The organism is Paramagnetospirillum marisnigri (genome assembly GCF_001650715.1).
GTDB classification, from domain to species: domain Bacteria; phylum Pseudomonadota; class Alphaproteobacteria; order Rhodospirillales; family Magnetospirillaceae; genus Phaeospirillum; species Phaeospirillum marisnigri.
Map to the genome: position 1 here is coordinate 1 of NZ_LWQT01000041.1, position 18,329 is coordinate 18,329.

Consider the following 18,329-nt stretch of genomic DNA (forward strand, 5'->3'; position numbering starts at 1 on the left):
CTCCGTCGCCCCTGGCCAGGCAACATCAACCATGCTTCACTAACATTCGATCTGGAGCCGCCATTGGGGGCCGGTCACCGCCTCCAAATACACATACTTTTTGAATGGTTTTGACTATTTAACACACACAGGGGGGGGGTAATCAAAGAACAACTATTGCGAATGAACCGCAATATAATTTCGCATAGCTCTAAATCGTCGGATTTGTCCGCATTTGCTATTCGCCAACTACAGCACCTCAACCGCAGCTCTCATCATCTGGTCGTTAACCTTCAAGTGGCGATCTCGCCGACGAGCATTCCAGCTTATAAGCTGAACATCACGGCGATGCGCGTGCATCTCTGCCTTGGTCTGGAAATGACAGCAAAAATCTTTTAGAGTTTATGCAAATCGATGGCCACAGAGCGGGCATTTTTGTGCCCAGCAATTTTTCGAGGGCGGTAAATGAATACGGTAAAGACTGCGGTGATTGTTGACGACAATCCGCCCACACGCACTTTGATTTTCGAGGTCCTTAATGGCATCGGCATCAAGGATATCGTCCAGGCGATTAATGGTGAAGATGCGATTGCCAAGATCCGTGAAACGTCTCCTCACTTAGTCATTATGGACTGGAAGATGGACGTGATGGATGGGCTTGAATGCACTCAACGCATTCGCTCAGGGATTGATGGCATTGATCAAAAAATTCCAATCGTCCTACTGACTGGGATGGTGGGCGCAGATGCGGAAAAAAAGGCATACGAGGCAGGTGTGGACTTGTTCTTGGAAAAGCCATTTTCGATCAAAAAGCTTCATTCTGGGATAATCAAAATTCTTGGGCCAGCTTGACCGAAAGCAGGTCGCATACATTCGTATTTGTTTTCCGTTCATCACGGTGGCGCATATGTCTGAAAACATAGAACAGGATAAGGTACCCGATGGATGGTCGGCTGACTTGTCCGTTGGCGTGGACATCATTGACGAGGACCATCAAGCCTTCTTTAGGCTGGCAGGGCTGCTCCGCGATGTTATAGAAGGCCCAGAGGAAGGGAATGACTACCTAATCGAAACGGCGATTAATGTACTTGAAGAATACGTTGAAGGCCATTTCCTGCGCGAAGAGATGGCAATGGCCGCCGTGAACTATCCCTATTTGGCCGAACATCTTGCTGCACATGAAGCTTTTGCCGCGAAGGCGCATCAAATCGCTCAAGATTATAGAAATGGAAATAAAGATATTGCGGCAACAATGAGCGGCCTCGTCGAGCGATGGCTCGTGGGACATATTCAAACTATTGACAAACAATACAGTGGCTATCTGACAAACGACAACGTAGACAGCCGCCCTTTAATTTATCTATCTGATGAGGATGGCAATGAACTTGAGGTTTAACCTCTATGCCAGCTACAACACCTCCACGGCAGCTTTCATCATCTGGTCGTTGACCTCGATATAACGCTGCGTGGTGGACAAGTGGCGATGGCCTGCCAGCGTCATGATGACCTTCGCGGAAACGCCGCTGTGGGCCAATTGCGTGATAAACCATCGCCGACCGCTGTGGCTGCTCGCGCCATCAATTCCGGCTAGTGCGCAGATCTGGCCGAATAACTGGCAGAGCGTGTTGGCCCAAATGACCGTCGCCTTTGACCACCAGCATCCCCGTCTTACCCCCATCGGCCACCCCACGATTCCCCTCAGCCAACATGGCGGCATAGACACACAGCCCTTGGGTCTTCCCGGTTCCCGTGGGTGGCTGAAGGACTCTCCAGGTCGTCTCGTCGTCAGTCCCATGGGCACCGATGGCTTGACCAAACGCCTCCGCCAGTTGCCGCCAGATGGCCCTGAGCTTCTCACTCGACGCATTCCCCAGGGTCTCGACCCAGTGCTTCTCCATCCTGTCCATGAAGGCGTTGGGCGATACTGTCGGTGAAGCAGAAGCTGGTCCTGGGGCAGCCATCGGGTTTCCTCTCAGGGATTAAATAGGGGGGTGAACGCTCTATAGGAGAGAATGAGAAGTCCATCCCCCTATTAATCCTCCCACAAGATCCACGCCCCGTCACCTGGGACAGGAGCGGACAGGACCACCGAAAGGGAACCGATGGGGAGCCCCTCGGAGACCTCAAGGTGCCCCTTGGGTCCCTGATTATTCTGGAACAAAAATCTCAGCCCCATATCGCACCTGGGGTCCCAGCTCATGTCCCCCGTGGCGAGGCATCTGGGACTCGCTTAGCCCGAAGATGACCCTGGGTAGCCTCAGGACCATTCCGCCTGTCAGTGAGTCTCCCAGGGCGCCCTAGGGGCATCCTGGAGGGTAGACCAAACGGTAGACCAGAAGTGCCTCTGGACATCGAACCTGGAGATACCTAGACTCTTGAAATCGTTGGAATCAGGGGCCTGTAGGGTGCCTGTGGTGGGAAATGACCCTGAACCTGAGATGGCCTGGGGCACCATTTTTCCTAGAGTCACCCATGGTAACCCCATGATTTCCAACGGTTTCGTCAAGATTCCGTCTGGAGCGGTAGACCTCCAGGCTCAGACGATCATCTCCATCCACTTGTGCAGAACCTGGATCGGGTAGCCTTTGCCATAGGTTTCGCCGATACCATCCACGGTCCAGCCGCCAAGCCGATCAACGATATCCCTAGGGCATTCAACGGCTCGCAGGCGATCCCGAAGGCTGTGCCGGAATGAGTGGACGACGCCCCCCTTGGACACTCTCGGAGACATCCACTTGTTTAGGGCTGCACTGGCCGAGTTGGCCTTGCATTCCTGGTCATTGCAGTACTTCGGGAACAGAAATCCGTTGGTCGAGGCTGAAACAGCCCTTTGGGCGGCCCACAGTGACACGCCCACCAGTGGTATGATCCTGGCGCTGCCTTGGGTCTTCAGAGAACGCCAGGGGTGTGGCCTCAGCTTGATGTGGGGATGTTTGTCATCAAGGACGACATCCTCCGTGACCAACCCAGCCGCCTCCGCAAGACGCATCCCGCTGTCGCTGATCAGGCCTATCAACCATCTTGGCTGATCGTCAAGTTCCCGGCAGAGGACTTGGATGGTCTTGAGTTCAGAATCCCCGAAGGACGACCGCTTGGCTTTCGCCTCGGCTTCATCCTCACCGAAGTAGATAGAGGAGAAGGTCCGTATCTCATCCAGGCCAACTTCCCTCGCTACGAAGTTCACCATGGCCCTGATGACATTGAAGGCTCGCTTGATCGACGCCGTAGTAAGGCCCTTGGCCCGGAAAGCATTGCGCAGGGCGTTCGCTTCTTCACGGGTGAAGGTGTCGATGGGTTTGTCACCCGCCACCGCAATCATGCGTGATACGACCCGATCCACCGCCTGATGAAAGGTCTGGGGGCGGCCTTTGCCTTTTTCCTCGACATAAACCTTGGCCGCTTCCGACAGCGTAGGGGCGCTGGATACCAGCTTGGCGGCGACGACTCGATCCGACAGGAACCTGGAGAACTGATCTTCCTTGCTCTGCCAGCGGAGGGAAAGCCAATCCTGGTCAAGCTTACCTCCCAGGGCCGCAGCTCGTGCCTGGGCTGCTCGCAGAGATTTGGTTCTCAGGGAAATGGTGATCCGGTCGCACCGATAGTGCCCTGCGAGGTCAGCAGGGATGCGCCGCGAGAAATAGAAGATGCCTCTCTTGGTGAAGAGGAATGGTGCCGCTTTGGTCTTCCACATGGTCTACCGCTCCAGACGGAATCTTGACGAAACCGTTGGAAATCATGGGGTTACCATGGGTGACTCTAGGAAAAATGGTGCCCCAGGCCGGACTCGAACCAGCACGCCGTTGCCGGCAACAGATTTTGAGTCTGCCGCGTCTACCATTCCGCCACTGGGGCACCGCAAGAATGGTGGCGGGATCATAGCGAAGGCGGGAGGCGGGTCAATCGGAAATGGAGGGGCGGAGCCCCTCCATGCCCAATGAGATCAGCGGTCGGCGCGCAACGGCGAATATTCCAGCGGCACCCAGGCGAAAGCCTTGCCCTCGGCGCGGATATGGCCGATGCCGGGGAAGGGCAGATGGGCGCCCGCCACCCACAGCTTTTGCCGGGCGGCGTCGGCGAACACCGCCTTGCGGGTCTTCACCGCCTGGGCCTTGTCGCTGTCATATTCAAAAGCGGCCTCGGGGCGGGCGAACTGGACGGCGTGATTGTGGATCAGGTCGCCCAGCACCAGCAGGCTCTGCCCCTGCGAGGTCAGCAGATACGAGGTGTGGCCGGGGGTATGGCCGTGGGTGTCCACCGCCGCGATCCCGGCGGGCAGGCCGACCTGGCCGGTGAAGGCATGGAACCTGCCCGCCGACTTGTAGGGCGCCACCGCGTCGCGGGCCATCTTGAAGAACACCTGGGCCGATTGCGGCGCCTTGGCGGCGATGGCTTCGTCCAGCCAGAAATCGGCCTCGGCCTTGGCGGCCCAGACCTCGGCATTGGGAAAGGCGGCGGTGCCATCGGCGGTCAGCAGGCCCGCCGCATGGTCGGGGTGCAGATGGGTCAGCAGCACCGTATCCACCTGGGCGGGGTCGTAGCCCGCCGCCTTGATGTTGGCCAGGATAAAGCCCAGCGTCGGGCCGAAGGCCTTGGCGGTGCCCGCATCCACCAGCACCAGCCGGGTGCCGGTATGGACCAGATAGGCGTTGACGGCGGTCTGCATCCCCTTGCCGTAATCCACGAACATGCGCCGGAGCAGGCTTTCTACCGTCTTGCCCTCGATATTGAGCAGGGTCTTGCGGTCGAGGTCGATATAGCCGTCATAGAGCGCCGTGACCTCGAACCCGCCCAGCTTGAAGCGGTGCCAGCCGCCCACCTGATCGGCGCGCTGGGCAGGCGGATCGGCCAGGACCGGCGGGGCGGCGGCCAGGGTGAGGGCCATACCCAGCAGGGCGGCCTTGACGAGAGAGGACAGGGACATGGGCGGCTCCTCGGTTGGGATAGGCCGCCATCTCAACGGTTGCGGCGGGGGAGGTCAAAGGAATTCCTTTCACCTCCCCGTGACGGTTTAGACGCTGAAATACTTGGCCTGGGGATGGATGGTGACGATGGCCGAGGTGCTTTGCTCGGGCTCCAACTGGAATTCATCCGACAGGGTCACGCCGATGCGATCGGCGCCCAGCAGGCTCAGCAGGGCCGCCTGGTCCTCGATGCGGGGGCAGGCGGGATAGCCGAACGAGAAGCGCGAGCCGCGATAGCTCTGCTTCAACAGCTTGTCCATGTCGGCGGCATCCTCGGCGGCGAAGCCCAGTTCCGAGCGGATGCGCTTGTGGACGTATTCGGCCATGGCTTCCGCCATCTCCACCGACAAGCCGTGGAGATAGAGATAGTCCTGGTACTTGTCGGCCTTGAACCACTCGGCGGCCACCTCGGTGGCACGCTTGCCCATGGTCACCACCTGCAGGCCGATGACGTCGCGCACCGGGTCCGAGACCGGGCGGAAGAAGTCGGCGATGCTTAAGCCCCCGTCCTTGGCCTGGCGCGGGAAGGGGAAGCGGGCCGCCTCGGTGGTGCCGTCTTCCTGGAACAGCACCACGGAATCGCCGTCCGACGCCGCCTTCCAGTAGCCATAGGCGGCCTGGGGCCGCAAAATCTCTTCCTTGGCACAGCGCTTGAGCATGTCCAGCGCGATGGGTTTCAACTCGGTCTTGGCCCACTCCTTGAACTCGGCGATGGATTTGCCCTGCTTCCGATAGCCCCAGTGGAACTGGTAGAGCATGGTCTCGTTGAGGAAGGGGATCAGGTTCTGCAGCGGCGATGATTCGATGACCCGGGCGCCCCAGAACGGCGGCGTGGGGACCGGAACCTCGCGGTGCAGCTCGGCGCGGCGTAGATTGATCTCGTCCCAGTCCACCGGCCGGATGGCGGCATCGCCGGGCTGGCCCAGGGTGCGCGACGGCGAGCCGGGACGGTGGGGCGCGGCGGCCTTGGCCGCCACATGGGCGTCGAAGTCACCCGCTGCCACCTTGGCCATGAGGTCGAGGCCGTCGAAGGCGTCCCGCGCATAGGCGACGCGGCCCGAGCCATAGGCGGCGCGGCAATCCTCCTCGACATATTTGCGGGTCAGGGCGGCGCCGCCCAGCAGCACGGGGATATCGAGCCCGGCTTCGGTCATCTCCGCCAGGTTCTCCTTCATGATCACCGTGGACTTGACCAGCAGGCCCGACATGCCGACGGCGTCGGCCTTGTGCTCCTTGGCGGCCTTGATGATCTCGGCCACCGGCTGCTTGATGCCGATATTGACCACCTTGTAGCCGTTGTTGGTCAGGATGATGTCCACCAGATTCTTGCCGATGTCGTGGACGTCGCCCTTGACGGTGGCCAGCACCATCACCGCCTTGGCCTGGCCCTCGGCCTTTTCCATATGGGGTTCGAGGAAGGCCACGGCGGCCTTCATGGTCTCGGCCGACTGCAGCACGAAGGGAAGCTGCATCTTGCCCGAGCCGAACAACTCGCCCACCACCTTCATGCCGTCCAGCAGCAGATTGTTGATGATGTCGAGCGGCTTCCAGCCCTCGTTCATGGCGGCGGCCAGATCGTCGTCGAGGCCGGTGCGGTCGCCATCGATGATGCGCTGTTTCAGGCGATCCTCGGTCTTGGCGGGCAGGGCCGCCTTGACCTCGGCGGCCTTGCGGTCGCCGAACAGGGCGATGAAGCGGGCCAGGGCTTCGGGGGCGCGATCGAAGATCAGGTCCTCGGCGGCCTTGACCTCGTCCTCGGGCAGGGTGTGCAGCGCCAGGATCTTGGAGACATGGACGATGGCGCCGGTCATGCCCGCCTGCATGGCATGGTGCAGGAACACCGAATTGAGGATCTGGCGCGCGGCGGGCTTCAGCCCGAACGAGACGTTGGACAGGCCCAGCACGATGCCGCAATCGGGCATCTCGGCGCGGATGGTCCGGATGGCGTCCAGGGTCTCCATGGCCAGCTTGCGGTCGTCCTCGTTGCCGGTGCAGATGGTGAAGGTCAGCGGGTCGAACAACAGATCCGAGGCGGGCAGGCCGTGGGTGTTGACGGCGAAGTCGTAGAGCCGCCGGGCGATGCGCAGCTTGGCCGCCGCGTCCTTGGCCATGCCGTCCTCGTCGATGGTCAGGGCCACCACGGCGGCACCGAACTTGCGGGCCAGCTTCAGGCGGTCGGCGGCATCCTTCTCGCCATTCTCGAAATTGATGGAATTGAGGATGGCCTTGCCGCCATAGAGCTTCAGGCCAGCCTCCAGCACCGGCAATTCGGTGGAATCGATCACCAGCGGCGTGGTGACGGCACCCCGCAGGCGGGTGAGCACCTCGGTCATGTCGCGCACCTCGTCGCGGCCGACGAAGGCGGTGCAGACGTCCAGGGTGTGGCTGCCTTCCTTGACCTGTTCGCGGGCCATGGCGGTGATGCCGTCCCAGTCCTCGGCGTCCTGCAGGTCGCGGAACTTCTTCGAGCCGTTGGCGTTGCAGCGCTCGCCGATGGCCAGGAAGGCGTTCTCCTGCCGCAGCGGCACCTGGGAATAGAGCGAGGCCACCGCCGGAACCCAATGCACGTTGCGCTTGACCGGGGCCGGGCGATATCCGGCGCCGATGCGCTTCAGCATCTCGTTGGTGGCGCTGATATGGGGCGGCGTGGTGCCGCAGCAGCCGCCCAGCAGGTTGGCGCCTTGGGCCACGAAGCGCTCATGCCACACCGCCAGCTCGTCGGGAGCCAAGGGATAGCGGGTCTTGCCGTCCACCAGTTCCGGCAGACCGGCATTGGGCTGGATGGAGACGAAGCCGGTCCAGTTGTCGATCAGCCACTTGAAATGCTCGCCCATTTCCTGCGGTCCGGCGGCGCAGTTCAGCCCCATCAGCGGCACCTTCAGCGACTGCACCACCGTGGCGGCGGCGGCGATGTCGGCGCCGACCAGCAGGGTGCCGGTGGTTTCCACCGTCACCTGGACGAAGATGGGGATGTCCTTGTTGGCTTCGGCGCAGGCGATCTTGCAGCCGTTGACGGCGGCCTTGATCTGCAGCGGGTCCTGGCAGGTCTCCACCAGGAAGGCCGAGACATGGCCCGCGATCTGGCCTCGGGCCTGGACCAGATAGGCGGCTTCCAGCTCGTCATAGCCGATATGGCCCAATGTGGGCAGCTTGGTGCCCGGGCCGATGGCGCCCAGGACGAAGCGGGTGCGGCCGTCGCCCTTGAAGCGTTCGGCGGCTTCCCAGCCCAGCTCGATGGCCAGCCGGTTGAGTTCCTCCGCCTGATCCGCGATGCCGAATTCGGCCAGGGTGATGGGCGAGGCGCCGAAAGTGTCGGCCTCCACCATGTCGGCCCCGGCCTCGAAATAGCGTTCATGGATGCCCCGGATCACGTCGGGGCGCGACTTGACCAGGATCTCGGTGCAGTTCTCCAGCCCGAGGAAATCCTTGTCCACCGACAGGTTCATGGCCTGGACCAGGGCGCCGGTGCCACCGTCGCACAACAGAACCCGCTGGGAGAGATGATCGAGAATATTGGTCATGATCGCTTTCCGTATCCGTCATTCTCCCCCTCGCCCGCTTGCGGGAGAGGGGGTGGGGGGTGAGGGCCTGGATGCCAGAGTGGCCAAAATCGTTTCCAGGACCCCGCTCATGTTTTCCGTCACGTCGTTATTCCAGAACCGCAGGACAACGTATCCCTGGTCCTTCAAATATCTCGTTCGCCTCTCGTCATGAGCGATCCGAGTCTGGTCGGCGTGCTGGCCGCCGTCCAGTTCAATCACCAGCTTGGCCTCGAGGCAGACGAAGTCGAGGAAATAGGGACCCGCGGGATGTTGGCGTCGAAATTTAGCCCCGCCGATCTGTCCCGCCCTCAGTCTTTGCCACAATAGCCTTTCAACGTCGGTGGCGCGTTCCGTCCGAAGATTGCGAGCCCTGGCGATAACCGTTTTCGGCTTCCACGTCACCATTGCGGCTCTCACCCTCCCCGGCCCTCCCTCTCCCGCAAGCGGGCGAGGGAGGGAGTTCACGCCCTCGGCCGAACCCCCAGGATATGGGAGATGGCATAGGCGAGGTCGGCGCGATTCAGGGTATAGAAATGGAAGTTGTCCACGCCCTCGGCGGCGAGGATGCGGCACTGCTCGGCGGCGACGGTGGCGGCCACCAGGCGGCGCGTCTCGGGGTCGTCGTCCAGCCCGGCGAACAGATCGGCCATCCATTCGGGAACGCTGGCGCCGCAGGCGGCCGAGAACTTCTGCACCTGGGCGAAATTGGTCACCGGCAGGATGCCGGGCAGGACCGGCACGGTGATGCCCGCCTTGGCGCAGCGCTCGCGGAAGGCCAGGAACACCGAGGGATCGAAGAAATACTGGCTGATGGCGCGCGAGGCACCGGCGTCGATCTTGCGCTTGAGATTGTCCAGGTCGAAACCGGCGTCGGGGGCGTCGGGGTGCTTCTCGGGATAGGCGGCCACCGAGATTTCAAAGTCGGCGATGCGCTTCAGGCCCGCCACCAGGTCGACGGCGTAGGCATAGCCATCGGGATGGGCGGCATAGGGGGCGCCGTCGGGCATGTCGCCGCGCAGGGCGACGATATGGCGGATGCCCTCATCCCAATAGCGCCGGGCGATGTCGTCCACCTCGCCCCTGGAATGGCCGACGCAGGTTAGGTGGGCGGCGGGCTTCAGCTTGGTCTCGCGGGCGATGCGCACCACGGTGTCGTGGGTGCGCTCGCGGGTAGTGCCGCCCGCGCCATAGGTCACCGAGACGAAGAGCGGCGCCAAAGGCTCCAGGCGCTGGACGCAGTCCCACAGCGCCTGCTGCATCTTCTCGGTCTTGGGCGGGAAGAATTCGAACGAGACGCTGACCGGCCGCTTGGAAGCGGCGGCGATGGGCAGTTCGGAAGTCACGTCTGGGGGCTCCTTGAGGCGGGTTTGTCCGCCGCCCACACCACGACGGTGAGCGGCTTGCCCGGCAGATGGGCGGCCGGGAGGGGGGCAAGTCCAGCGGCCCGCAGCCACCCTTCCACCTCGGCATCGGCAAAGCCAAGGCGGCGATGGGCGTGCTGGTCGCGCAGGTTTTCCTGATCGTGGGGTGCGAAATCGACCATGGCGAGGCGGCCGCCGGGTTCCAGCACCCGGGCGGCCTCGGCCACCAGCTGGGCGGGCTCGGCGGCATAATGAAGCACCTGATGGATGGTCACGGCGTCGGCGCAGGCGGCGGGCAGCGGCAGATGGGTGATGTCGCCCTGGCGGACCATGCAGTGGCGCAGTCCGGCCCGTTCGAGATTGGCACGGGCAACGCTCAGCATCTCGCGCGACAGGTCGATGCCGACGGCGCGCTCCGCCTGGGGGGCCAGCAGTTCCAGCATGCGGCCGGTGCCGGTGCCCATGTCCACCAGATCATGCAGGCCGCGCCCGGCAAAGATGTCCAGCAGGGTCTTCTCCACCTCGGTCTGGTCCACATGCAGCGAGCGGATACTGTCCCAGCGCTGCGCGTTCTCGCTGAAATAGCTTTGCGCCCGCTCGGCGCGACCCGCCCGCACCGCTTCCAGACGCTGCTGGTCGGTGGCCAGGGTCTGGTCGTCGGCGGGCAGCAGGTCCAGCAGATGGCGGGCCAGGCTGGCGCCGCGACCCTTGGCGGCCAGGCGGTAGAACACCCAGGCGCCCTCGGGGAAGCGGTCCAGCAGCCCGGCATCGCACATCAGCTTGAGATGGCGCGAGACGCGGGGCTGGCTCTGGCCCAGGATGTGGGTCAGTTCGGTCACGGTCAGGTCGCCCTGGGCCAGCAGATGCAGCAGCCTGAGCCTGGTCGGCTCGGCGGCGGCCCGCAATCCCGTCAGCACCGATTCCACGCGTTACGCCTCCAACAACATATAAACATATCTTTATACGAAGTTTCGGCCCGACGCCATAGGGTCTTATCCCCATGATGCCGATTTGCAACAGGCTGGGGATGGGTGTGTGGCAAATCGGACTCAGGCCTAGCCTTTCCGTGCGGACTGTGTTACCTCGAAAGTTAGGGATTTCGCGGCTCCGAAGGGCTTGGACCCGGCTAGCCGCCAGGTGGAACATTAGGGTGCCAGAGCTATGACCGTGATTCATGCAAGCCGCTATGCCGTCACCCGCGTCATCGGGTCGCTGATGGCCCTCGCCCTGGTCGCTGGGTGCGCCACGCCGCCGCCCGCCGACGACAAGGAGGCCGTGGCCGAGTGGGAGCAGATCAACGATCCGCTGGAGCCCTTCAATCGCGGCGTGTTCGACTTCAATCTGGCCGCCGACAAATACGCCTTCAAGCCCGCGGCGCAGGCCTATCGCTACGTGATGCCGAAATTCGGCCGCGACCGTGTCCACAACGTGCTGACCAATCTGAACAGCCCGTTGATCTTCGCCAACGACCTGCTGCAGGGAGAGGCCGACCGGGCGGTGCAGACCCTGTTCCGCGCCATGATCAACACCTCGTTCGGCCTGCTGGGCTATGCTGACGTGGCCGCCGAGGCCGGCATTCCCCCGCATGAGGAGGATTTCGGTCAGACCCTGGCGGTGTGGGGTGTCGGCGAGGGGCCGTTCCTGATGCTGCCGGTGTTCGGGCCCAGCAATCCCCGCGACGGCATCGGCCTGGTTGCCGAATTCTTCGCCGATCCCTTCGACATCGCCATGGCCAATGCGGGCAAGGAGTGGATTTCCTATACCCGCTTCGGCTTCACCGGATTGGACAAGCGGGAAGGCCTGCTCGACACCCTGGATGAGATCGAGCGGACCTCGCTGGACTTCTACGCCTCGCTGCGCTCGCTCTATCGCCAGCACCGCGCCTCCGAGATCAAGAACGGCCGTGGCGGTCCCGCCAAGGTGCCCTCGCCCGGGATGACCGGCAGCGCGTCTCCGTCCCGCAATGCCGAACTGTCCCAGAAGGCCCAGTGATCCCATGATGCTTCGCAGGACTTTTCTGGCGGCACTGACCGGTCTGATGCTGTGCCTGGGCCATAGCCCGTCCTCGGCCTCGGCCGCCGAGCAGGACCCCAAGGTTTTCGTGACCGACCTCGCCGCCAAGGCCATGGAGACCATGACCGCCAAGGGGCTGTCCGATCATGATCGGGCGATGCGGTTCCGCTCCCTGTTCACCACCGAGGTGGATGTCCACGAGATCGCCAAATTCGTTCTGGGGCGCTATTGGCGCGCCGCCAGTCCCGAACAGCAGCAGGAATTCCTGAAGCGGTTCGAGGATATCGTGGTCCTGACCTGGTCGACCCGGTTCAAGGATTACGGCGGGGATCTCCGCCATACTGTTGGTGCCGTCGCCCAGGAAGGCGAGCGCGATATCGTCGTCGCGTCCAAGGTCGAGCGGCAGAACCAGCCTCCCATCGCCCTGCAATGGCGCCTGCGCCAGGGCGAGACCGGCCTGCGCGTGGTCGACCTGTTCGTCGAGGGGTCGTCCATGTCCATCACCTATCGCTCGGAATACGCATCGGTGATCCAGTCCAATGGTGGCAAGGTGGATGGGTTGTTGGCCGCCATGCGGACCAAGATCGCCCAGTTGAAGGCGGAACCGGCCAACAAGGGCAACTGAGCTACTCCAGCCGTCCGTTCACCAGCCGCACCTGACGCGTCGCCAGCCGCTCGCGCACCTCGCCGTCGTGGGACACCACCACCATGGCCAGCGGCAGCGAGTCCAGGATTGCCAGCAGCCGCTCCCGTGTCGCCTCGTCCAGGGCGTTGGTGGGCTCGTCCAGCAACAGCGCCCGGGGCCGCATGGCCAGCACGGCGGCCAGCGATACCAGCCGACGCTGCCCGCCCGAGAGCTTGTGGGTGACCCGCTGCTCCAACTCCTCCAGCCCCAGGGCGGCCAGGGTCTCGTGGACGATGGCGCGGGCCTCGGCCCGGCTCTTGCCCTGGTTCAGCGGCCCGAAGGCCACGTCCTCGGCCACGGTGGGGCAGAACAGCTGATCGTCGGCATCCTGGAACAGCAGTCCGGCCTGGGCCCGCACCTCGACGAAATCGGCTTCGCTGCGGCGTTCACGGCCAAAGGCGACAATGCGGCCGGACCCGGGCCGCACCAGCCCCACCATCAGATGCAGAACCGTGGTCTTGCCCGCGCCGTTGGCGCCGTTCAGCACCACCCGCTCGCCCTCGGCCAGATGGAAATCCAGCCGCTCCAGCACCGGGTGGGCGGGCTCGTAGGCGAAGGTGACGGCCTCCAGGCGGATCACAGGCCCAGGCCCACCACCAGGAGCAGCGCGGCGGTGGAGGCGGCGCCGACGCCCAAGTCCAGGGCGCCCGGCCGCTCCGGCCCGTGGTCGTCCAGCAGATGGAAGCGGCCGGTAAAGCCACGGCAGCGCATGGCGGCGTCGATGCGTTCGGCCCGCTCCAGCGACCGCACCAGCAGCATGCCGAACAGATGGCCCAGCGAGGTCCAGCAATGCAGGCCGGGGCCGGGGCGGAAGGCGCGCGCCCGCATGGCCAGGCGCAGACGGCCGTATTCCTGTTCCAGCACCCCGATATAGCGCACGGTGAACAGGAACAGATGCACCAGCCGCGACGGCGCGCCCAGCCGCGCCAGGGCACGGCCCAGGGCCACCACCTCCAGGCTGCCCAGCAGGGCGGCCAGGGCCACCGCCACCGCATTGGCGCGCAGGGCGATCTGTGCCGCCTGGCGCAGGCCCTCGGCGCTGAGGCCGAAGCCCAGCGGCTCGGCCAGGATACGGCCGGGAACGGTGAAGGGCAGCAGCGCCAGCACCACCAGCATGAAGCCTTCCAGGGCCAGCAGGCGGCGGAGGGTCAGGCGCCAGGGCAGCCGGGCCAGCAGGGCGAGACCGATGGCCACCCCCAGGGCGATGGACAGGGCCGACAGGCTCTCGGCCAGCACCACCGCCCCGGTGAAGGCGACGGCCAGCAGCACCCGGCTGCGGGGATCGAGGCGGGCCACCAACGCCCGCCCCTCGCCAGCTCGGGCGGCGTCGAGGGCGGAACCGCGGGCGCGGGCGGCGGGGATCACGCTCATGGGCTCCTCCTCCTGGCCGACAGCCAGGCCATGATGCCGAACAGGCCGAAAATGGTGCCGATGCCGCCCAGCAGGTCGTGCAGCCGCACCCGTTCCTCATAGGCGTCGATCTGACGGCGCAGCGGCGCGATCTGGCGCGCCACCGCCGCCTCCACCGCTTCCAGCTCGGCGGGGGCGGCGATTCCCGGCGGCGGCACCGTCCGGCGGGCGGCGCCTTGGGGCAGGGATGCGGGCAGATCCTCGGCGGCGATGGTCAGGCTGGCGGCATGGCCGTCGCCTGACTCCACGGTGATGAGATGGTCCATACGGGAACGGGCCTCGACGCGGAAGCCGCCATCCTCGCCGGTGACGAAGCGCGCCAGCTCGGCGCCATCGGGACCCTGGACCACGCCCGGAACGCCAACGGCCTTGGCGCCGCCGACGAAATAGACGCTGCCGCTGATCACGGCGCCGTCACTGGAGGCGAACAGCTTCAGCTTGTGCGCCTGGGCGGGGGCGGCGGCCAGCAACAGGCCGAGGATGAGGAGCGCCGGGCGGATCATGTCGGCCTCGCCAGCATGTCCGGCTTGACCCGGGCCAGCAGCGAGACCACGGCGGCGGTGAACACCGCCTCGATCCCCGCCACCGGCAGATGGGTCGCCACCACCAGCTTGGCCGCCGTCTCGAATTCGCGGCCCGACAGGGCCATGACGGCGGCGACCATGACGGCGGTCAGCAGCACCGATCCGGCGGCGCAGGCGCCTCCCAGCAGGGCGGCGCGGCGCGGCGCGCCCTGGTTCCAGCCCAGTCGGAACAGGCTTGCCGCCAGCAGGGCGGGCACCGCCATGTCCATGGTGTTGACTCCCAGCACCGCCAGGCCGCCGAAGCCGAACAGCACCGCCTGCAGCAGCAGCGCCACCAGCAGGGCGGGAAAGGCGGCCCAGCCCAGGATGATCCCGGCCAGGCCGTTGAGCAGCAGATGCACCGAAGCCAGACCGGCGGGGAAATGCACCAGCGAGGCCACGAACAGCACCGCCGACAGCACAGCCACCCGGGGTGTCCGCGTCGGGTCGAGCCCCCGCAGCCCCAGGCCGACGCCCACGACACTGACCGCGCCGCCGACGGCGAGCACGGGCAGGGACAGGACTCCGTCGGGGATATGGGCCAAGCGGGATGCTCCTATTTCATATCGACGGTGCGCAGCCAGATCAGGCCGCCCAGTTCGGCCTTGGCGGGCTTGCCCTCGGGCGACTTGACCGGCTTGTCGCCGTCCACCAGGGCGGCGAAGCCCCACCATCCGGCGCGCGGCATGGCATAGGCGAACTGGCCCTGGGCGTCGGCCTTGATCACCTGGGTCACGAAGGGATCGGCGGGGGCGGTGACCGAGCCGTCATTGCGCCATTCCACCTCGACGGTGGCGAAGGGCACCGGCTTGCCCGCCTTGCGCACGATGCCCCGGAATAGATTGCCGGTCCACAGCCCGTAGGGCCGCGCCAGCGGCTCGATCTCCACCGGTAGCCCCACCAGCCGGTCCCAACCCTCGCCCGAGGCGAAATCCACCACCACCTTGGTGTAATGGGTGATCCACTTGCCCTCGCCCGCCTCCCAATAGGGGGCGGGTTCGACGAAGAAGACGTAGTCGCCGGGGGCATCGGGGGTGAAGGCGGCCTCGAAGGCGGTCTTGTCGCCCAGCTTGCGCGGCTTCAGCGTGGATTTGAGGTCGCGGGTCTTGCCGTCCGCCACCACGCCGAAGCGCACCGGCGGCGCCATCTCCATCACCGGGCCGCGCTCCATGGGATGGGTGAAGGCCAGGTCCAGCCGAACCGCGCGGTTGCCCTCGGCGCCGACGATGTCGGCGGACGGAATCAGTTCCAGGAAATGCGCCCGCGCCGGGGTGGGGGCCAGCAGTGCGAGTGCCACGGCCAGGCTCGCGGCGGCGGCCCTCGGCCCGGGGGAAAGTTTATGCGACAGCGTCATAGAGCGTCCCGGCATGCAAATTTATGCGACTTTGTCTGACAGACACCCGGAGAATACCCCCAGCCGAGCGGCGAGACCAAGCGCAAAGCGCGACGCCGAGCTATTTTTCCAACCGCCGCCATACCGTGGCCAGCCAGGGCTGTTGGGCCGGTGGCAGGCCCGGCGGGCGGAAATAGTGTTCCAGTTCCTCGAATCCGGCGGCACCGACCAGGCGGCGCCAACCCTCCAGGTCGTGATAGCTGCCGAAGCGCTCGCCCTGCCATCCCTCGGTGTTGTCGCCGCGCGGATTGGAGCTGAACAGCACCCCGCCGGGCTTGAGCGCGGCCCGCAACTGCCCCAGCACCCGGGGCGTCTCGGCCAGGGGGACATGGAACAGCGAGGCATTGGCGAAGATGCCGTCGAAGGTGGCCTCGGGCAGGTCGAGGGCGAGGAAATCCTGGTGCCAGACCTCGCAGCCGCTATGGGCGCGGGCCATGGCGACGAAGGCCTCGGTGCCGTCCAGGCCGATGGCGCGATGCCCCTGGCTGGTGAAGCTGACCAGATCACGCCCCGGCCCGCAGCCGAAATCCAGCACGAGGAACGGCGGCTCGGCATGGATATGGCGCAACAGGGCGCCGATGTTCTGGCTGACGTCGTGGTCGCGGGTTCCCGCCCAGAAATCCGCCGCCCGGCGGCCGTAATGGGCCAGGGTGCGGGCGGAGGTCTCCGGAATCTCTCCTGAACGGGTGAAAAGGTGGTGAGAACGGGGTTGCACGGTCTTTTTCCCTCGTGTAGGTTCTCGCCCTTCGCAGGCCCCTTATACCACGGGCGGACTGTGTTGCGGAGGGGTGGCCGAGCGGTTGAAGGCGCACGCCTGGAAAGTGTGTATACGGTGTTGAGCCGTATCGAGGGTTCGAATCCCTCTCCCTCCGCCATTTATTCAATCTAAGGCATTGTTATTGCTTGTATTGTGGCGGGGTGGCGGCTCTCAACCCACAAATGAGCCCACAAACCCATCTCGGATTTAGGCGGATATCACGGGACATTGCAGGACTCAATCGGTTCTTTCCCGCACCGTCTTGACGGATTCTCGGCATTCCTGGATCAGCGTCCTCAACTCCCGGCGCTCAGCTATTGCCTCGGCAGTGTAATAGCCGTGACGGTAGTTCCCATTGGCTTTGCCCTTGGGTGCCCCGGTAGATTTCCCCCCGTGCAGCTTACAGCGTCCGTTTGCCATGCCGGGTTGCTGGCACGGCGCACCGCTCCTTGTCTTCGCCCCGCATCGGGGAGACTGGTGCATGGGTAATGGACTGGACATGGGCTTGATCTCCGATTTCCAGGGTAACCCCTCCCCCATCCCCGTTGGGGGCGTTGATGCCGATCACCGCCTTGTCGGCACTGATTCCGACATGCTGGTGTTGGACGATCACCTGCTGTTTGCCCCCGTGGCGGTACCGGCCCAGCGCTTCCACCTGAGCGGTATAGGTCCGCAACAGCTTGGCCGCCCGACTGACGATCCCATCGCAGACCTGGGCTGAGGGCTGATCCAGCATCGCCCGCTTGAGCATTTCCATGGCCACGTTGTGGGTGGCGATCATCTGCACCGCCAGCATGGATTCCACCTCATCACGGGGAGCGATACCGGCAACCCCGGCCAGAATTCCATTCAGAACATCGACTTTTGGGGCAGGATCATCACCCTTGATGCTGGCTTGGACGGCATGGTTGATCTGGACGCTGGCGAAGGCATGATGTGTGGCTCCGAAGGCCGCCGTGGTGGTTAATGCCCAGGTGCCGATATGGGGATGGATAGGATCGACGCTGACGTGTTTTCCTTCCCTCACGACCTTCATCCGAGGGGCTGGGATGGCGGCTTCCTCCTTGGCCAAATACTCCGACAAGACGACCCGTTCTCGCTCGGTCGGCATGTAGGGAGGCTTCTGGGCGTCCTTTGCCTTGTCGGATTTCTTCATGGCAGCATTTCCCAAAGAGGGATCTGCCCCGGCTGATCCGGGGCCCGATAGATGGTCAGGCGATGTCCGTCACGGCCCTGAATGGAAACCGAAGTCGAGGTAATTGCGACAATCCGGCGGCCATTGATCTGTGGAACGATGCCCTTGTAGTCCTGGCGCCTTTCCGAAGCATGAGGGTGGACCCCAAACACTCCCAAGGTCGTCCACTCCAGCGCGGCCAAGTTACCCGCCCAGTCAGCCATCAGCCGCTCAGCGTCGTCGATGATCCGGTTCCATCGGCTCTGGCTATACAGGCTGGGGGCCGCCAGAGAACAGAGGCGCTCAAAGCCGACAGCCCATTCCGCCGGGACTGACAGAACGACGGCAGCGGGAGACGTCACTTCTGCCAAAATCACGTTTCCGGCGGGAGGGCTGCTAATCTCGCTAAAGCTGCTAAAGCTCGGGACGCTGTCGCCCCGCCCCAAGCAATAGGTCGGAACAAACGGGGTGAAGGCGATGGCAGCCATTTC

The 18,329-nt window shown here is 64.3% G+C and carries 19 protein-coding genes, 2 tRNA genes and 1 pseudogene; 5 read left to right on the top strand and 17 right to left on the bottom strand.

Going from position 1 to position 18,329, the window contains the following annotated elements:
* The first annotated feature begins 444 nt into the window (after positions 1-444).
* Both A6A04_RS04655 and A6A04_RS04660 read left to right on the top strand, forming a co-directional pair.
* Positions 445-831, top strand: a complete 387-nt coding sequence (locus tag A6A04_RS04655; RefSeq protein ID WP_082914701.1) for a response regulator — start codon at positions 445-447, stop codon at positions 829-831.
* Positions 818-1,375: a bacteriohemerythrin gene (locus A6A04_RS04660; protein WP_236686383.1), complete on the top strand. Its 558-nt coding sequence runs from the start codon at positions 818-820 to the stop codon at positions 1,373-1,375. Before A6A04_RS04655 ends, A6A04_RS04660 begins: the two co-directional genes overlap by 14 nt.
* 12 nt (positions 1,376-1,387) lie before the next feature.
* Here the strand turns inward: A6A04_RS04660 and A6A04_RS04665 are convergent.
* The 8 genes and pseudogenes from A6A04_RS04665 to A6A04_RS04700 all read right to left on the bottom strand — a co-directional run.
* A pseudogene (locus A6A04_RS04665) lies at positions 1,388-1,627 on the bottom strand (tyrosine-type recombinase/integrase); the annotation flags it as partial.
* Positions 1,628-2,515: 888 nt separating this feature from the next.
* A complete protein-coding gene (locus A6A04_RS04670; protein ID WP_068490407.1) occupies positions 2,516-3,670 on the bottom strand; it encodes a DUF6538 domain-containing protein in 1,155 nt (384 codons plus the stop codon).
* Positions 3,671-3,745: 75 nt separating this feature from the next.
* Positions 3,746-3,831: transfer RNA gene (locus A6A04_RS04675), tRNA-Leu, on the bottom strand.
* Positions 3,832-3,919: 88 nt separating this feature from the next.
* Positions 3,920-4,900: an MBL fold metallo-hydrolase gene (locus tag A6A04_RS04680; protein WP_156612474.1), complete on the bottom strand. Its 981-nt coding sequence runs from the start codon at positions 4,898-4,900 to the stop codon at positions 3,920-3,922.
* Between the two features lie 87 nt (positions 4,901-4,987).
* Positions 4,988-8,461 (bottom strand): methionine synthase, encoded by a 3,474-nt coding sequence (gene metH / locus A6A04_RS04685; RefSeq protein WP_068490409.1) that lies wholly within the window; start codon positions 8,459-8,461, stop codon positions 4,988-4,990.
* A gap of 18 nt (positions 8,462-8,479) precedes the next feature.
* Positions 8,480-8,887 carry an endonuclease domain-containing protein gene (locus A6A04_RS04690; RefSeq protein WP_068490410.1) on the bottom strand — a complete coding sequence of 136 codons (408 nt, stop codon included), beginning with the start codon at positions 8,885-8,887 and terminating at the stop codon, positions 8,480-8,482.
* Positions 8,888-8,943: 56 nt separating this feature from the next.
* A complete protein-coding gene (gene metF / locus A6A04_RS04695) occupies positions 8,944-9,825 on the bottom strand; it encodes a methylenetetrahydrofolate reductase (protein WP_068490412.1) in 882 nt (293 codons plus the stop codon).
* On the bottom strand, positions 9,822-10,769 hold the full coding sequence (locus A6A04_RS04700) for an ArsR/SmtB family transcription factor (protein ID WP_068490414.1): 948 nt from the start codon (positions 10,767-10,769) through the stop codon (positions 9,822-9,824). The genes metF and A6A04_RS04700 overlap by 4 nt, the downstream gene beginning before the upstream one ends.
* Positions 10,770-11,004: 235 nt before the next feature.
* On the opposite strand from A6A04_RS04700, the gene A6A04_RS04705 reads away from it, so the two are divergent.
* Complete coding sequence (locus A6A04_RS04705; RefSeq protein ID WP_245651074.1) at positions 11,005-11,835, top strand: MlaA family lipoprotein; 831 nt, start codon at positions 11,005-11,007, stop codon at positions 11,833-11,835.
* A 4-nt stretch (positions 11,836-11,839) separates the two neighbouring features.
* Positions 11,840-12,481 carry an MlaC/ttg2D family ABC transporter substrate-binding protein gene (locus tag A6A04_RS04710; RefSeq protein WP_068490416.1) on the top strand — a complete coding sequence of 214 codons (642 nt, stop codon included), beginning with the start codon at positions 11,840-11,842 and terminating at the stop codon, positions 12,479-12,481.
* A gap of 1 nt (position 12,482) precedes the next feature.
* On the opposite strand, the gene A6A04_RS04715 is transcribed toward A6A04_RS04710, so the two are convergent.
* From A6A04_RS04715 to A6A04_RS04740, 6 genes are all read right to left on the bottom strand, one after another.
* On the bottom strand, positions 12,483-13,121 hold the full coding sequence (locus A6A04_RS04715; protein WP_068490418.1) for an energy-coupling factor ABC transporter ATP-binding protein: 639 nt from the start codon (positions 13,119-13,121) through the stop codon (positions 12,483-12,485).
* Positions 13,118-13,912 carry a cobalt ECF transporter T component CbiQ gene (gene cbiQ, locus A6A04_RS04720; protein WP_082914703.1) on the bottom strand — a complete coding sequence of 265 codons (795 nt, stop codon included), beginning with the start codon at positions 13,910-13,912 and terminating at the stop codon, positions 13,118-13,120. The genes A6A04_RS04715 and cbiQ overlap by 4 nt, the downstream gene beginning before the upstream one ends.
* Entirely contained in the window at positions 13,909-14,454 is a 546-nt protein-coding gene (locus A6A04_RS04725; RefSeq protein WP_068490420.1) for a hypothetical protein, read from the bottom strand. Before A6A04_RS04725 ends, cbiQ begins: the two co-directional genes overlap by 4 nt.
* On the bottom strand, positions 14,451-15,059 hold the full coding sequence (cbiM, locus tag A6A04_RS04730) for a cobalt transporter CbiM (RefSeq protein ID WP_068490422.1): 609 nt from the start codon (positions 15,057-15,059) through the stop codon (positions 14,451-14,453). Before cbiM ends, A6A04_RS04725 begins: the two co-directional genes overlap by 4 nt.
* 11 nt (positions 15,060-15,070) lie before the next feature.
* Positions 15,071-15,811 carry a DUF4198 domain-containing protein gene (locus A6A04_RS04735; RefSeq protein WP_245651075.1) on the bottom strand — a complete coding sequence of 247 codons (741 nt, stop codon included), beginning with the start codon at positions 15,809-15,811 and terminating at the stop codon, positions 15,071-15,073.
* Between the two features lie 157 nt (positions 15,812-15,968).
* Complete coding sequence (locus A6A04_RS04740; protein WP_068490426.1) at positions 15,969-16,622, bottom strand: class I SAM-dependent methyltransferase; 654 nt, start codon at positions 16,620-16,622, stop codon at positions 15,969-15,971.
* A gap of 67 nt (positions 16,623-16,689) precedes the next feature.
* Between A6A04_RS04740 and A6A04_RS04745 the strand changes: the two genes are divergently transcribed.
* Positions 16,690-16,782, top strand: a tRNA-Ser gene (locus A6A04_RS04745).
* Positions 16,783-16,901: 119 nt separating this feature from the next.
* On the opposite strand, the gene A6A04_RS23380 is transcribed toward A6A04_RS04745, so the two are convergent.
* Genes A6A04_RS23380 through A6A04_RS04755 form a run of 3 tightly spaced genes read right to left on the bottom strand, consistent with a single transcriptional unit; the run spans position 16,902 to position 18,326 of the window.
* Positions 16,902-17,165, bottom strand: a complete 264-nt coding sequence (locus A6A04_RS23380; RefSeq protein WP_322096788.1) for an HGGxSTG domain-containing protein — start codon at positions 17,163-17,165, stop codon at positions 16,902-16,904.
* On the bottom strand, positions 17,065-17,820 hold the full coding sequence (locus tag A6A04_RS04750; RefSeq protein WP_068490428.1) for a hypothetical protein: 756 nt from the start codon (positions 17,818-17,820) through the stop codon (positions 17,065-17,067). Before A6A04_RS04750 ends, A6A04_RS23380 begins: the two co-directional genes overlap by 101 nt.
* Complete coding sequence (locus A6A04_RS04755) at positions 17,817-18,326, bottom strand: hypothetical protein (RefSeq protein ID WP_068490429.1); 510 nt, start codon at positions 18,324-18,326, stop codon at positions 17,817-17,819. The genes A6A04_RS04750 and A6A04_RS04755 overlap by 4 nt, the downstream gene beginning before the upstream one ends.
* Positions 18,327-18,329 lie beyond the last annotated feature (3 nt).